Annotated in this window: 12 protein-coding genes and 1 pseudogene; 5 read left to right on the forward strand and 8 right to left on the reverse strand. The window is 67.2% G+C overall.

Annotated elements, in window-relative coordinates:
- Positions 1 to 23: 23 nt before the first annotated feature.
- Positions 24 to 644, reverse strand: a complete 621-nt coding sequence (locus BJF89_RS11890) for a helix-turn-helix domain-containing protein (RefSeq protein ID WP_075815162.1) — start codon at positions 642 to 644, stop codon at positions 24 to 26.
- A gap of 93 nt (positions 645 to 737) precedes the next feature.
- On the opposite strand from BJF89_RS11890, the gene BJF89_RS11895 reads away from it, so the two are divergent.
- The 3 genes from BJF89_RS11895 (at position 738) to BJF89_RS11905 (ending at position 4,123) form a co-directional block, all read left to right on the forward strand.
- Complete coding sequence (locus BJF89_RS11895; RefSeq protein WP_075815164.1) at positions 738 to 1,871, forward strand: MFS transporter; 1,134 nt, start codon at positions 738 to 740, stop codon at positions 1,869 to 1,871.
- The gene (locus tag BJF89_RS19650) at positions 1,796 to 3,757 is read left to right on the forward strand and encodes an FAD-dependent oxidoreductase (protein WP_255372623.1); all 1,962 of its coding nucleotides are present in this window, start codon (positions 1,796 to 1,798) and stop codon (positions 3,755 to 3,757) included. The genes BJF89_RS11895 and BJF89_RS19650 overlap by 76 nt, the downstream gene beginning before the upstream one ends.
- A gap of 63 nt (positions 3,758 to 3,820) precedes the next feature.
- The gene (locus tag BJF89_RS11905) at positions 3,821 to 4,123 is read left to right on the forward strand and encodes a hypothetical protein (protein ID WP_075815166.1); all 303 of its coding nucleotides are present in this window, start codon (positions 3,821 to 3,823) and stop codon (positions 4,121 to 4,123) included.
- Here BJF89_RS11905 and aztD read toward each other — a convergent pair.
- From aztD to aztB, 4 genes and pseudogenes are all read right to left on the reverse strand, one after another.
- Positions 4,120 to 5,406 (reverse strand): zinc metallochaperone AztD, encoded by a 1,287-nt coding sequence (gene aztD / locus BJF89_RS11910; protein WP_075815346.1) that lies wholly within the window; start codon positions 5,404 to 5,406, stop codon positions 4,120 to 4,122. The genes BJF89_RS11905 and aztD overlap by 4 nt on opposite strands.
- An 84-nt stretch (positions 5,407 to 5,490) precedes the next feature.
- Positions 5,491 to 6,404, reverse strand: a pseudogene (gene aztC / locus BJF89_RS11915) (zinc ABC transporter substrate-binding protein AztC).
- Positions 6,404 to 7,681, reverse strand: a complete 1,278-nt coding sequence (locus tag BJF89_RS11920) for a PQQ-like beta-propeller repeat protein (RefSeq protein WP_139312021.1) — start codon at positions 7,679 to 7,681, stop codon at positions 6,404 to 6,406. Before BJF89_RS11920 ends, aztC begins: the two are co-directional and overlap by 1 nt.
- Positions 7,682 to 7,690: 9 nt before the next feature.
- On the reverse strand, positions 7,691 to 8,542 hold the full coding sequence (gene aztB / locus BJF89_RS11925; protein ID WP_075815168.1) for a zinc ABC transporter permease AztB: 852 nt from the start codon (positions 8,540 to 8,542) through the stop codon (positions 7,691 to 7,693).
- A gap of 29 nt (positions 8,543 to 8,571) precedes the next feature.
- On the opposite strand from aztB, the gene aztA reads away from it, so the two are divergent.
- Both aztA and BJF89_RS11935 read left to right on the forward strand, forming a co-directional pair.
- A complete protein-coding gene (aztA, locus tag BJF89_RS11930) occupies positions 8,572 to 9,207 on the forward strand; it encodes a zinc ABC transporter ATP-binding protein AztA (protein WP_075815170.1) in 636 nt (211 codons plus the stop codon).
- Complete coding sequence (locus BJF89_RS11935) at positions 9,204 to 10,301, forward strand: GTP-binding protein (protein ID WP_075815172.1); 1,098 nt, start codon at positions 9,204 to 9,206, stop codon at positions 10,299 to 10,301. The genes aztA and BJF89_RS11935 overlap by 4 nt, the downstream gene beginning before the upstream one ends.
- Before the next feature lie 22 nt (positions 10,302 to 10,323).
- On the opposite strand, the gene BJF89_RS11940 is transcribed toward BJF89_RS11935, so the two are convergent.
- From BJF89_RS11940 to BJF89_RS11950, 3 genes are all read right to left on the reverse strand, one after another.
- The gene (locus BJF89_RS11940) at positions 10,324 to 11,331 is read right to left on the reverse strand and encodes a tetratricopeptide repeat protein (protein ID WP_075815174.1); all 1,008 of its coding nucleotides are present in this window, start codon (positions 11,329 to 11,331) and stop codon (positions 10,324 to 10,326) included.
- A 194-nt stretch (positions 11,332 to 11,525) separates the two neighbouring features.
- Complete coding sequence (locus tag BJF89_RS11945) at positions 11,526 to 12,098, reverse strand: TetR/AcrR family transcriptional regulator (protein WP_369803712.1); 573 nt, start codon at positions 12,096 to 12,098, stop codon at positions 11,526 to 11,528.
- A complete protein-coding gene (locus tag BJF89_RS11950) occupies positions 12,058 to 13,494 on the reverse strand; it encodes an MFS transporter (RefSeq protein WP_075815349.1) in 1,437 nt (478 codons plus the stop codon). The genes BJF89_RS11945 and BJF89_RS11950 overlap by 41 nt, the downstream gene beginning before the upstream one ends.
- Positions 13,495 to 13,717 lie beyond the last annotated feature (223 nt).

Raw genomic sequence — 13,717 nt, forward strand, 5'->3', positions numbered from 1 at the left:
GTTCCCCCTCTGGCCGCCAGCCGTCAGGATCCGAGAGACGGGCCCGACCCCGGCAGAGTCCGGTCGACCGGGCGCTGTCCCTGCGGCCCGAAGAGGTGGAGGATCTCCACGGTCCCCTCATTCGCCGGGCCGAACCAGTGCGGCGTGACGGGATCGAACTGGGCGGTCTCACCGGGAACCAGAATGTACTCGTCGTCGTCCAGGAGAAGTCTCAGCCGACCGGCCAGGACATGGAGCCAGGCATGCCCCTGGTGGCTGACCAGGTGGGGTGTCCGAGGGCCGAGCACATGTTTGAACACCTGCACCCGGCCGGGGTAACCGGTCAACGGGACGATGGTTCCCCCACCTGCGAGGGAACGCGGTCTCAGGTTCACGCGTGGGTCCCCGGTCTGCGGAGGTGCGACGAGCTGGTCGAGGGTGGCCTCGTAGACCTGCGCCAGCGGGATGAGGATATCCAGCGTCGGCTGCCGGTTGCCGGTTTCCACGCGGGACAGGGCGCTGACCGACAGGCCGGTCCGCCCGGAGACCGCAGACAGTGTCATGCCACGGGATGTACGCATCCGGCGTAGACGAGGACCGACAGCGGCAAGAATCTCGTCTGTGCCACTGTTGCTGCCGCCGCTACCGTCCTTTCGTGCGTCCATCGCTTCATTCTTGCAGAATCCGCAAAAAGACTCCCCACGTGCAGTCCCCGACCCTGACGATAAACAGCAGATGCGACCATGAAGGAGCCTGCCGTGGATACACCGACCGATCCTCACGTGAAACACCAGAATGAACCACTGTCTTTGCGCCGGCGCTGGGCCGTCCTCGCGATCTGTGCGTCGGCCCTGTTCCTCGTCGGACTGGACACCACCATCGTCACCGTCGCCCTGCCGCATATCAGCGACGGGCTCAGCGTCGGGGATGCCCGCATGGCCTGGGTGGTCGACGCCTACACAGTGCCCTTCGCCAGCCTGCTGATCACCGCCGGTGCCCTGGCCGACCGCTTCGGACGCCGCCGGGTGTTCCGGACAGGCCTCGTCATCTTCGGCCTGGCATCGCTGGCCTGTGCCGTAGCACCGTCGGCAGAACTCCTGATCACCGCGAGGATCGTGCAGGGCACCGGTGCCTCCATGCTCACCCCAGTCGCCCTGGCGATCGTAGTGAACGCCATGCCTGACCCGCGGGAACGCGCCCGCGCCATCGGCGTGTGGGGCGCGATGTTCGGCATGAGCATGGCTGCCGGACCAGTGACCGGTGGACTCCTCGTCACGGCATTCGACTGGCGTGCAGTGTTCTGGATGAACGGTCCCCTGGTCCTCACGACGCTCCTGCTCGTCTCCCTCGTCGTCCCGGAGTCACGATCCACCCGCCCCCGCCACCTCGACATACCCGGTCAGGTCCTGCTCATACTGATTCTGGCCACCACAGTCATGATTCTCATCGAGGGCCCCAGTGCTACAGGCACCTGGTGGACGTCGCCGACGACGCTGACCGGCTGCGTCATCCTCCTGCTTACGGCCGCAGGCTTCCACCACGTCGAGAAACGCCGGCGCGAGCCCCTGGTCGACCCCGAACTGTTCCGGATACCCGCGTTCACCGGCGCCATTATCTCCGCCATCGTGGTGTTCGCCGGATTCAGCCTGACGTTACTGTCCACGACCCTGCTACTGCAGAACACCCTGGGTTGGTCGCCGGTGGCGACGGGAGCAGCGACACTCCCGATGGCTGCCGGGGTCCTCGTGTTCGCCCCGCTATCTGGACGAGTCGTCGGCGACTCCGGCCCACGCGTCCCCCTCCTGGCCGCCGGAGCATGTCTGGTGCTCGGCGGAGTCCTGCTCCTGGTCTTCACCGTGGCGACACAGGGACGGGCGTCCCGGTCCTGTTGATCGCCTACCTGCTCATCGGATCCGGTGTGGGGTTGTCGAGCGCCCCGGTCACCACAACCGCCGTCAACAGTCTGCCACCGGAACGCGCCGGGGTGGCCGGTGGTTTCACGTCGACCGCACGGCAGGTGGGCACGGCCCTCGGTGTCGCCGTCGCGGGCAGTATCACCGCGGGTGGCGTCGCCGGGTGGGTCATCGTCACCGTCTGCGGAGCCGCGGTCCTGGTGCTGTCTGCGGCAGCATTCCCCCGTGTGCCGTTCCGGCAACGCGTGTTGCCACCCCGCCGACGGAACAGGATGATCAGGAGCATGAGAGCACACGACATCATCATCATCGGTGGCGGCGCGGCCGGACTCAGCGCCGCCGAACTCCTGGGCAGGGCCCGGCGAGACGTCCTCGTCATCGACTCCGCCGCGCCCCGCAACCGTTTCGCCCCGCACATGCACGGCGTACTCGGACACGACGGTCTTCCCCCACTGGAGCTCCTGGAGAAGGGTCGTGCCGAACTCGACGCCTACGGCGTCACGGTCACCACCAACAGCATCGAGTCCGTCACTGAGGTCGTCCGCGGCCTGAAGCTCACGTGCACCGACGGCACCGTCGAGTACGCCCGCGCCGTCCTCGTCGCCAGCGGTATCGACGACGTCCTCCCCGACGTCCCCGGCCTCGCGGACCACTGGGGCGACGCCGTGTTCCAGTGCCCCTACTGCCACGGATGGGAGCACCGCGACCAGCGCATCGGCGTGCTCGCGTCGTCCCCCATGCTCTTCCAGTACGCCCAGCTCGTCCGGAACTGGACCGAGGACCTCACGGTCTTCGTGACCGACGCCGGCGTCGCCGCCCAGGTGGATGACGCGACACAGCAACGGTTCGACGCCCGCGGGATCACCCTCGTGACCTCCCCGGTGGCCGAGATCGTCTCCACCGACGGGACGTTGACGGGCGTACGCACCGACGACGGCACCATCCACCCCGTCGATGCCCTGGGGATTCACCCGGAGGCCCGCCCCCGCGACGGTTTCCTCGCCCCACTCGCTCTGAAGCGCACCGAGACTCCCGGCATCGGTTCCTTCCTCACCGTCGACGCTTTCGGGCAGACCAGCCACCCGCGGGTGTGGGCGGCCGGCAATGTCATCGACCCCCGCGCGAACGTACCGTCCTCGATGGGGCAGGCGTCGATGACGGCAGGCATGCTCAACACCACGCTGGTCAACGAGGACACCGACAACGCGGTGCACGCACTGACGGCACCGACCTCCCATGACGCCTGGCCTGACGTCGCCGATGACGGGTTCTGGGAGACCACCTACTCGCAGGCCCCACCCCGGTGGTCGGGACGTCCGAACCCTGCCCTGGTGCGCGTGCTCACCGAAGAACTCGGGGCGTCGCGAGGCCGGGCCGTCGACATCGGCAGCGGAGAGGGCGCGGACGCCCTATGGCTCGCCACACAAGGATGGGACACCCTCGGCGTGGAGGTGTCCTCCACCGCTGCCCGACGCTCACGCGACGCCGCCACCGCCGCAGGCGTCGACGGTGTGACCTTCACCGACACAGGTCTGGTCGGCCTGCTCGAGTCCACAGGTGATCACGCCTTTGATCTGGTCACCACCAGCTACCTGCACGCCCCCTCACAGGACCGTCGCTCCTCGCTGCTCCTCAGGGCCGGCGAACTGGTCACACCCGGCGGACACCTGTTCATCCTCTCCCACGTCATGCCGGATGCCACACCCGAGGAGTCCGGCGCGGTCGACGCACTGGGCTTCGATGAAGACGCCTGGGAAATCGTCCGGGACGAGACGGTGGAGCGCACGATCATCGGCTACGACCGCGAGCTCGGCGGTCACCCGGACCGGATCGTCCTGCTGCGCCGTCGGTGGGGAAAGCCCTGACAGCACGGGATCACCTGCTACGGTGACTCCCCGACACTGACCCGACTACCTCTTGGACGCCAGGTGGAAACCATTCAGTTCACGACGTTGCAGTTCGGCACCGTGGAAATCTACTCAGACTGGAGCGGTTCTTTCGTGCGTGTCCTGCAACCGGACGGGCCTCGACTGCAGTGGACAGCACCGGACGCGCACACGGATATTCCCCTGCAGCAGGGACGGCTCACCTGGACAAGGGACGAAAAGCTCGCGCTGAGCACGCGTATTCTCCAGCGGGCCGAGGATGCTCTGGAATCCTCTTACCCCGGAGGATACCGTTCCGCAGTCAATGATCTCCGCAGTTGGCTGCTGGAGGAAGGACCTTCCTAACCGGTCACGCCGGTCAGCTCGTTCGGGGTCTCCGGCAGTTCGGCGGAGGTCAGGATCTCGCCGTTGGACAGGTCAACCACGTGCAGCTCGTTGGTCGACGGTTCAGAGACATAGGCCCGGTCTCCCTGCACGAACAGGGTGGGGCGGGCTTCCTGCCATTCCACCGGCTCCTCCCACTCGTCGATGACATCCCAGGAGTCGGTCTCTTCACCGGTCTCCGGGTCAATGACGTGCAGCTTGCCGTCCGTGCCCAGCACCAGCGCCTCACCCTCCGGCCCGCGGGCCAGCGAGCGGAAGCTGTAGGACGTCCCCAGCTCAACGAGCTGTGCGGTGTTGTCCTCGGTGTTCGTCAGCTTGATCCTGGTCGGACGCTCCAGTTCCGCGTCCTCCTCCACCTTGTAGTCACCCAGGACAACGGGTGACTCATCGGAGCCGGACTGGTTACCGGTACGCCCGTAGCTGTCCTCGGCGTCGATCTTGGTGAACTCGCCGTCCTTGTAGACCAGCACTCCGTCCTCGCAGCCGAAGGAGACCGCCTCGCCTGCAGCCGTCGCCTCACCGTGGACCCCTTCGCAGTCATTGCTGGAGGCGATCTCCTCACCGTCAACGTCGAGGGCCACGACAGTGTCGCGGTGTTCTTCCGTCCCCTCGGTGTGGAGCAGGGTCCCGTCCGACAGTTCGACGGCGACACCGTGGTGGGGATCGTCCGTCTCCTTCACCGTCGGCTCAGGGACATCGTCGCCGTCACCACCGGAGATGCCGAGGAAATCCTCGGCCTTGAACAGCTGGATCTTACCGTCGCCGTCGCCGAACAAGGCGACGTTGCCGTCATGACTGACCACGTGACCGGGGGTGTCGGTGCCGAAGACGGTGTCGGTGAGCACGGGGTCACCGGCGTAGCTGTGGGTGTGGTCACCGTGCGGCTCAGTCCAGACGCCGGCATCGATGAGCTGGAAGCCGTCACCGGTGGACAACAGGGCGTGACGACCGTCGCCGAGCGGGTTCAGGCGGTTGAAACCGTCGATCTTCTCGTCCGAGATCACCTCCAGGGTGTTGGCGTCCAGCGTGAGGTAACCGCCGTCATAGGTGGTCAGGATACGGGGCTCGGCGGCGTCGACCTCCTGCGCTTCGGCTGCAGGTTCATCTCCGTGGTCATGGCCTTCGTGCGACGACTCCTCGGATGAGGTGTTCTCACTGCTGCCGCCGTCGTCGGACGAGCAGGCGGACAGTGCCAGGACGGCGGAGAGGCTCGCGGCGACCGCAGCGGTCGCGCTGCGTCGAATGTGGCGGATCCGGCGTGGGTTGTGGATCAGGGACGTTGGGGACATGATGGGTCTCCTTCTCGAGGGTCAGATGAAAGTCAGGTGTCAGCTGAGCGCATCACTGATGCGCTCGGCGTTTGTGCGTTGCATGTCGATGTAGGTCCCTGCCTCACCATCCGGCTCAGTGAGCGATTCGGTGAACAGGGGGACGACATCGACGGTGATTCCGCCTCGTCGGCAAGCACATCGGCGAGGCGTTGGGGTTGTGAGGAATCGGCGAAGATCGCCGGGACACGGTTGTCACGGATGGTGGTGCTGAGGTCCCGCAGGTCCGCAGCCGACGGTGCTGCCAGAGTCGTTCCCCCGGGTATGACCGTGCCGATGACGTCGTACCCGAAGCGGTCGGCGAGATAGCCGAACACGTGGTGGTTGGTCACCAGCTTCCGGCGGTCCTGCGGCACAGAACCCAGGAGCTCTGACACCTCGGTATCGAGGTCATCCAGCTCCGCACGGTAGGTCTCGGCGGAGGACCGGATCTCTTCGCCGACGTCACCGTCGACCGCGCCCGCCAGGTGGTCCGCGATGATTCCTGCGGCGGTGACCATGCGACCGGGATCCGTCCAGAAGTGCGGGTCGAGATCACCCTCGTCCCCGCCTGAGGCGTAGGGCAACGGGTCGACCTCTTCACCGACCTCGAGAACGTCGACCCCTTCTTCGCGGGCGTTGTCGAGGTTCGATCCGAGACCTTCCTCCAGCCCCAGACCATTGGCGACGATGAGGTCGGCCTGCTGCATATCCCCGGCCTCCCTGGCGGAGATACCGAAGGAGTGCGGGTCAGCGTTGGGTTTCATCAGTACCTGGACGTCCGCGGAGTCGCCGACGAGTTGGGAGACGACGTCACCGAGGATGTTCGTGGTGACGACGATGCTCGGTCGCTCAGTGTCACTGCCGCAGGCCACGAGGGCGGACACCAGCACTCCGGAGACGAGTGTCGCGGTGAGGATCCGGAGGTGTCTCATCACTTGTCCCCCGTCACGGCGATCGCTGCGGGCTGTCCGCCGACGTCGATGCTGCGGGCTTCGCGCAGGTTGTCGCGCACATCGAGTTCAGCGACGGTGCCGGCCGCCGGGTCGGAGACGTACCCCCGTTCCCGGGTGAGGACGACCGACGGTGTCGTGTCGCCACCGCCGTCCACCACCTGTCGCTGTGCGGTGACCTTGCCGGAATCTGCATCGACCACATAGCCCACGCCGTCCTCATCGACGGCGAAGACGGTCGAGTCATCCGGTGCGACCGCCGCTGAGACCACCGGTGCATCGGTCTCGGCAACCTGCCACTCACCGGACTCCGGGTCGAGGACTCCGAGCCCACCGTCTTCGAACGGCGCAGCCACAAGGTCCCGGCCCGCCACCAGGGACCACGCGCGCCCGTCGGCGTCCTGCGGGTACGGGGTGACGGTACCGGTGAGGTCGTCGTCCACCGTGAGGACACCGTCCCCGCAGGCGAACGCCACATGGTCGCGGAGACCTGCCGCCCCGTGGATCTCCGGGCAGGCGGACACGCCGGTGAGGTCGTCCGAGACCTCCTCACCGTTGTCGTCGTAAAGAGCCAGATCGCCGGGGAGCTCCTGGTCGTCCTCGCCGGGGACCGTGGTCAGGACGTGGTCCTCGAAGGGAACGGCGACACCGTGGTGGGCGCCGACCTCGAAGGAGACGTCCTCGGCCAGTTCCCCGTCACCGAGCCCCTGCCGCGGGAAGACCTTCACCGCGCCGTCGCCGTCGAAGAACATCGCGACCTGCGAGGCGTTGGATACCACGTGGCCCGGGGTGTCGCCGTCGACTGTGCCCACCTGGGAAGGGTCGGACCGGTAGTAGTGGTTGTGGTCGCCGTGGTCGACGGTCCACACCCCGGTGTCGGTGACGGTGACGCCTGTATCGTCCGCGGTGAACAGGAACCGACCGTCAGCCTCCTTGAGCACGGCGGGCTCCTCCCCGTCCGGCTCCGCCGGTGCATCCACCGGGTCACCCGTCAGCAGGTCGACCAGTGTGGTTCCGCCGCTGTCTGCGTCGATGGCCGCCAGCCTCATCTGCGGTTCGGTGGCTTCCTCCGCACCTTCGACATAGCCGTGTGGCGTGTCGGTCGCACCAGAGGTGGCGGCCGACTCCGATCCGGAGTCCTCGGCACCGCAGGCAGCGAGTCCCATGATCAGGGTCGGCACGGCAAGAGCTGCAAGGACGGCGGCAGGACGACCGGACAACACCGGAGGTCGAGCTCGTGTTCTGCGCTGTAGCGTCATCATTCTCCTCTACTGATAATGATTATCATTTGCAGTACGGGAGCTGACTCTACACAGAACTGCCTTTGCCGCCAACACGACCAGGAAGCTCGCCCCGCCCAGCAGGGTCACCGTCGCCCCGGCGGCGGTCTCCGCGTACCAGCTGACCAGCAGACCGACATAGACCTGCACCACCCCGATCGTCGCCGCGACCACCATGACCCGCCCGATCCCCCGGACCAGCAGCAACGCGGTCGCCGGCGGTCCGATCAACAGACCGAAGACCAGGAGTGTGCCGACCACTTGGAACGACGCCACGGTCGCCAGCGCGACGAGAACCAGCATCCCCACGTGCGCCACCCCCGGGCGAAGCCCCAGAGTGCGGGCCTTACGCTCGTCGAACGTCAACGCGGTGAACGGTCGGTGCAGCACAAGGCAGGCCAGTCCACCGACCACGGCAGCCACGGCAATGACCAGGACATCTCCGCCGGTAACGCCGAGGACGTCCCCGAAGAGGAAGGCGGTGAGGTCCACCGCGAAGGATCCCGAGTGCGACACGATCACCACTCCCAGCGACAGCATCGTGATGAACTGCAGCCCGATGCTCACGTCCTGCGACAACCGTGACGTGCGGCTGACCGTCACCACCCCCAGGGACATCACGAGCGCACTGACCGCCGCCCCGAGCATGAGGTTGCCACCGAGCAGGGCCGCCACCGCCACACCAGGCAACATGCCGTGACTCATCGCGTCGCCGAAGAACGCGAGACCACGCAGGACGACCCATGTGCCGATACAGGCGCAGAGCACCGCGGCGAATCCGCCGGCCAGCAGTGCCCGGAAGACGAACGAGACCTCGAACGGAGCGGTAAGGAGTTCCATTTGATAATGATTATCATTATCATGAAGGAATGCGTGAACCGACCCGCCTCACCGGCATCTCCCACCACTACGCCCGGGTCCCCTCCCTCCGGGACATCAGTCTCACCGTTGACCCCGGAACCGTCACCGCGCTCGTCGGCGGCAACGGTTCCGGGAAATCCACCCTGCTCGGCATGCTCGCCGGCACCCTGCGCCCCACGTCAGGTACCGTCACAGGGGTTCCGGAGAACACCGCCCTGGTACCCCAGCACAGCGTCGCACCCGACCTGTTCCCCGTGACCGTCCGCCGGACCGTGTCCATGGGACGGTGGCGGGACCGCGGTCTGCTCCGCCCACTCACCCGGCGCGACCGGGCCGTCATCTCCACCTCCATGGCACGCATGGGGATCACCGACCTGGCCGACCGCACCCTCAGCGACCTGTCCGGCGGACAGCGCCAACGAACCTTCATCGCCCAGGGGCTGGCACAGCAGGCCCCGCTGCTGCTCCTCGACGAACCCCTGTCGGCGGTGGACACCGCCACCGTCACCATGATCGACACGGCCGTCCGCGAGGAGAGGCGGGCCGGTACCGCGGTCGTCATCGCCACACACCACCGGCACCAGGCGGACAGTGCGGACCGCGTCATCGTCCTCGACCACGGACGGGTGGTGGAGCCGGTATGACCCCCGCACGCCGTCGCACCCCGGTGACCGTCCTGTCCGGATTCCTCGGCTCCGGTAAGACGACCCTGCTCAACGCGGTGCTCGCGAACCGCGACGGACGCCGCATCGCTGTCATCGTCAACGACTTCTCCGAGGTCAACATCGACGCCGCCCTCATCGCCGGCGAGGGCCACCTGACCCGGGGTGAAGACCGCTTCGTGGAACTGACCAACGGCTGCATCTGCTGCACACTGCGCGACGACCTCGTGGAGTCCGTCGGAGCTCTCGCCCGCCGCGGCACCTACGACCACATTCTCATCGAGTCGACAGGCATCTCGGAACCGAGGCCCGTGGCCGCCACCTTCGAGTGGCAGTGGGACGACGGCACGAGACTGGCGGATCTCGCCCCGATCGACACGATGGTCACCCTCGTCGACGCCGTGCAGTTCCTCGACGGGCTCGGCACCCGCGTCGACCTGCGGGACGCCGACCGGGCAGCCACCCCCGAGGACGAGCGCACCGTCGCCGATCTCCTCGTCGACCAGGTCGAATTCGCCGACCGCATCTACGTCACCAAGTCGGACCTGGTCTCCGCCGACAGACTCGCCGCGACACTGTCACTGGTACGCCGGATGAATCCGCGGGCGGTGGTCGACATCATGGTGGACGGACTGGTCCACGGCCGCAGTGCAATCACTGAGATTCTCGGTGCACAGCTGTACAACGAAGCCACCGCACGGACCTACCAGGGCTACGCCGAAGAACTGGCGAACCCCCATACCCCGGAGACCGAGGAGTACGGCATCAGTTCCGTCGTCTTCCGGGGAGAACGCCCCCTCGACCGGGGCAGGCTTCTCGAGGCTCTCCGCTCCACCGCCGGGCTGGTCCGTTCGAAAGGCTACTGCTGGTTCGCCGACCGCCTCGAGTTCGCCCAGGTGTGGCACCAGGCAGGGCCGGACCTGTCGATCCGCCCGGCCGCCCCCTGGAACGCCGCCGGTCTGGAGCCAGGCAACGAGGTGGTGCTCATCGGGGTGAATCTCGACGGCGCCGCGTTACTCCGGAAGCTGGACGCCGCCATGCTCACCGATACGGAGGCCCTGGGCCTGGTCCGGTGATGTACGGGTGTCCCGAACCGGGTCAGAACACGGTCGCCGCAATCCGCTGGCGGGCCAGCATCACCACCGGGTCGTCCGGCTCCAGCAGGTACAGCAACTCAAGGAGTCGGCGTCCGACCCGGTCCGCCTCACCGTCTCCGTCCTGCGCTGTCACCAACGACTCCGACAACAGCTCCACCGCCGCGGACGGGCGGTCAAGAAGCACCAGGACGTCCGCGGCGCGGAGCAGGGTGTCGACATCACCCTGAGCACCCTGCAGCCCCCGACGGGCGTCCGCCACCGCCGACAACACCGCCGAGCGGTCCATGTCCCTCGTACGGGCCAGGACAGCGACGGCAGTCCGTGCGCGGTGCAGGGTGGACGCCGCAGCAGGATCGGAGTACTCGGCGAGCATACGGTCGTAGAGGACCAACGCGGCCTCGGCATCCCCGTGGCCGACCAGTTCCGCCGCCTCCTGCAGCCTCGGATCCGCAGTCAGGGAATTGACAGTGGTCCCCTGGTCAACGTCGCCGGTCACCGCGTCCTCCGGGAGCCCGTCGAGCCGACCTTCGACAGTGGCGACGACCTGCTCGACCCAGTCCCCGCAGTCCACGTCTGCCCCGTCCGCAGGAGCCCAGGTGCCGACGCCGGTACCACCTGCCACGACGGTCACCGACGGCAGTGTCGCCGGACGGAAGGCGCCGGCGACCTGCGGGAAGCGGTCGGCGTCCACCACACCGAGGATCCACCGCAGTCCGGTGGCACGGTTCTCCAGGTCACGCCGCAGCGCCGAAGCCCCAGGGTCGACCATTGAGCCGATGAGCACCACCACCGGCACCTGGGACGACCGGGCGATGACCTCAGACTCCAGCGACAACGGCGTGACCTCGACAACCGGCTCGACAACCTGAGACGGCGCGGCCTTCTCAGCCCGGGCCGGCCGGGCCGGGCTCTCCGGGCTCTCCCCCGGGGCTCGGATCCCTGTGACCGCAAGATCACGGTCGAGATCAGGGGTACAGGAATCGTGGTCGTGGCTGTGTGGGTGTTCCATCACCGCCCACTGTAGGACGTTCCGCCCGGCCCGGACGAGTAGCAGGCGCCCGGACGCTCCTAGTTACGCCTCGCCCGGCGACACCTCTCCCCCCCTGTGTTCGCTGACCTGCACCTCTCACTGCCCGGGGACAACGCCGAGGTGTAGCACCCTGCAACTCCACCACGCTGCAGCAGACCCGAGCACCGGACCAGCTACGGGATCAACTCCAGGATCGCCGACGTCAGTGCTTTACGCTGCGCATCGGTCAGCGCATGGTCGTGGACGTGATCATGCATCCAGAGGCCGTCAGCGAGGATCTGCACCAGATAGGCCGCACGCTTCAGATCGGCGTCCTTTCCGTCACCGTCGACACCGTCGACCGGCGGCAGCCACCGCTCGTCGACGTCCCGCCACACCTCGACGAAATCGCGGTGTGTCCGGGAATCCACCTGCAGCAGCAGGTCGGCACGCGTCGCCGACCGGCTCAACGACAGCACCATCGCCCGCAACCTCTCGGCCGGTGACACCTCACCCGCCGCACCACCGGCGGCAGATTCGAGCTCTTCCTCCCACTGCCCCGCGAGAAAGCGGTGCACCCCGAGCATGAGTTCATGGCGCGACGGGAAATGGTAGATCAACCCCGACTTCGACATCCCGGACGCGTCCGCGAGTGACTCGTAGGTCACCGCGTCCAACCCATCCGACTCGATGATGCCGACGGCGGCGCGCAGGATCACGTCCTTCTTACTCGTGCGCAGAGTACTTCGCCTCCTTCGGGTTTCCACGGAAGCACCAGGCCGTCACCAGAGCGGCGACCACTGCGACGATACCGGCAATCACGAGCACCAGCAGGTAACCGGTGTCGTAGGCGTCCGCGGCGGCCGCGCCGAAGACCGGATGGTCCACCCCGTGGTCGACGTCACCGGAGACCGCGGAGGGAGCACGCATCGCGTAGAACATCGGCATCAGGCTACCGAGGATCGCCACCGACAGCAGCGTGCCGAACTCGTAGGAGATGGCCTCCACCGAGGACGCCATACCCGCCTTGCTCTCCGGTGCCGAACCGATGATCGCCGAGGACGACACCGACATCACACACCCGGAGCCGACCCCCACAAGTCCCAGGCCGATGACCGCAGTCCAGAGAGGCTGGTCCGGTACCGCCCACACCACGACAGCAACGCCGACCGCCACGATGGAGAAACCTCCGCTGATCAACGTACGGAAGCCGAGGCGGTGCAGGTTCATGCCACCGAGGATCGAGGCCGGGATCGCCGGTACCGCCGCCGAGGCCACCAGCAGACCGGCTTCCAGCGGGCTGAAGCCACCCGAGGTCTGGAAACGCTGCGTGGTCATCAGCTCGGCACCCGCCAGCACGAACATCGCGAACATCGCCGCCAACGTGCCACCGGCGAACATGCGGTCACGGAAGATCCCGAACTCCAGCAGCGCCGGCATTCCCCGGCGACGCAACAGTCCCTGACGGTGCGCGAACAGCACGGCACCGACGACCGCGACGCCGACGGCGGTCAGCACGAGGCTCGTGCTCCCCGCGGAATTGGCGGTCTCCTTGATCGCCATCACCGCACCGACCATGGCCAGCATCGCCCACACCGAGGACAGCACGTCCCAGTGGCGGGACGGGTCTGCCTGGTTCGCGGGGGCGTACACGGCTGTCGCGACGAGAATCACGACCACGACCGGCACGTTGATGAGGAACACCGTGCCCCAGTGGAAGTGCTCCAGCAGGAAACCACCGAGAACCGGTCCGGACGCTGCACCGACCACCGCGATCGATCCCCAGATGCCGATCGCGGTGTTGCGCTCACGGACGTCCGTGAAGGTCTGCCGGATCAGTGCCAGGGTGGCGGGCATCATAGTGGCCGCGCCGAATCCGAGGACGGCGCGGGCGGCGATCAGCATCCACGCATTCGGGGAGAACGCCGCAAGCAGCGAGCCGATTCCGAAGACGCTCACACCGGTGAGGAACATGACCCGGTGGCCGATCTTGTCCCCGAGGGTGCCGGTGCCGAGCAGCAGCCCCACCAGCACCAGCGGATAGGCGTTGATGATCCACAACCCCTGCAGTGCCGTGGTGTGCAGCTCATCGCGCAGCACCGGCAGCGCCGTGTAGAGGATCGAGTTGTCGGCGCCGACGAGGAACAGTCCGAGGCTGATGATGCCGAGGAAGCTCCACCGCTGGGCAGGTGTGGTGGAGGAGGAGGCGGCACGGGCGCCCCGGACACCCGCACCTCCGGAGGGACGCCCGGGCGTCGGTCCCGTCGTTGTCGTCGTGTGGCTCACGTTCGCTACCTCCTGTGTATTCCAGTCGTTCCGGTGTTTCCGGATGTTCTGGGTTGATCCGCACGTGTTGTGCACGCTGACGAACTGTACCGAACGTCCG

The sequence above is a fragment of the Corynebacterium sp. CNJ-954 genome, assembly GCF_001942345.1.
Taxonomy (GTDB): domain Bacteria; phylum Actinomycetota; class Actinomycetes; order Mycobacteriales; family Mycobacteriaceae; genus Corynebacterium.

Excerpts from the sequence above, each read along its gene's own strand:
- BJF89_RS11890 (WP_075815162.1), bottom strand. The coding sequence starts at position 644 with ATGGACGCACGAAAGGACGGTAGCGGCGGCAGCAACAGTGGCACAGAC.
- BJF89_RS19650 (WP_255372623.1), top strand. The coding sequence starts at position 1,796 with ATGTCTGGTGCTCGGCGGAGTCCTGCTCCTGGTCTTCACCGTGGCGAC.
- BJF89_RS11920 (WP_139312021.1), bottom strand. The coding sequence starts at position 7,681 with ATGACGCTACAGCGCAGAACACGAGCTCGACCTCCGGTGTTGTCCGGT.
- aztB (WP_075815168.1), bottom strand. The coding sequence starts at position 8,542 with ATGGAACTCCTTACCGCTCCGTTCGAGGTCTCGTTCGTCTTCCGGGCA.
- aztA (WP_075815170.1), top strand. The coding sequence starts at position 8,572 with ATGCGTGAACCGACCCGCCTCACCGGCATCTCCCACCACTACGCCCGG.
- BJF89_RS11935 (WP_075815172.1), top strand. The coding sequence starts at position 9,204 with ATGACCCCCGCACGCCGTCGCACCCCGGTGACCGTCCTGTCCGGATTC.
- BJF89_RS11940 (WP_075815174.1), bottom strand. The coding sequence starts at position 11,331 with ATGGAACACCCACACAGCCACGACCACGATTCCTGTACCCCTGATCTC.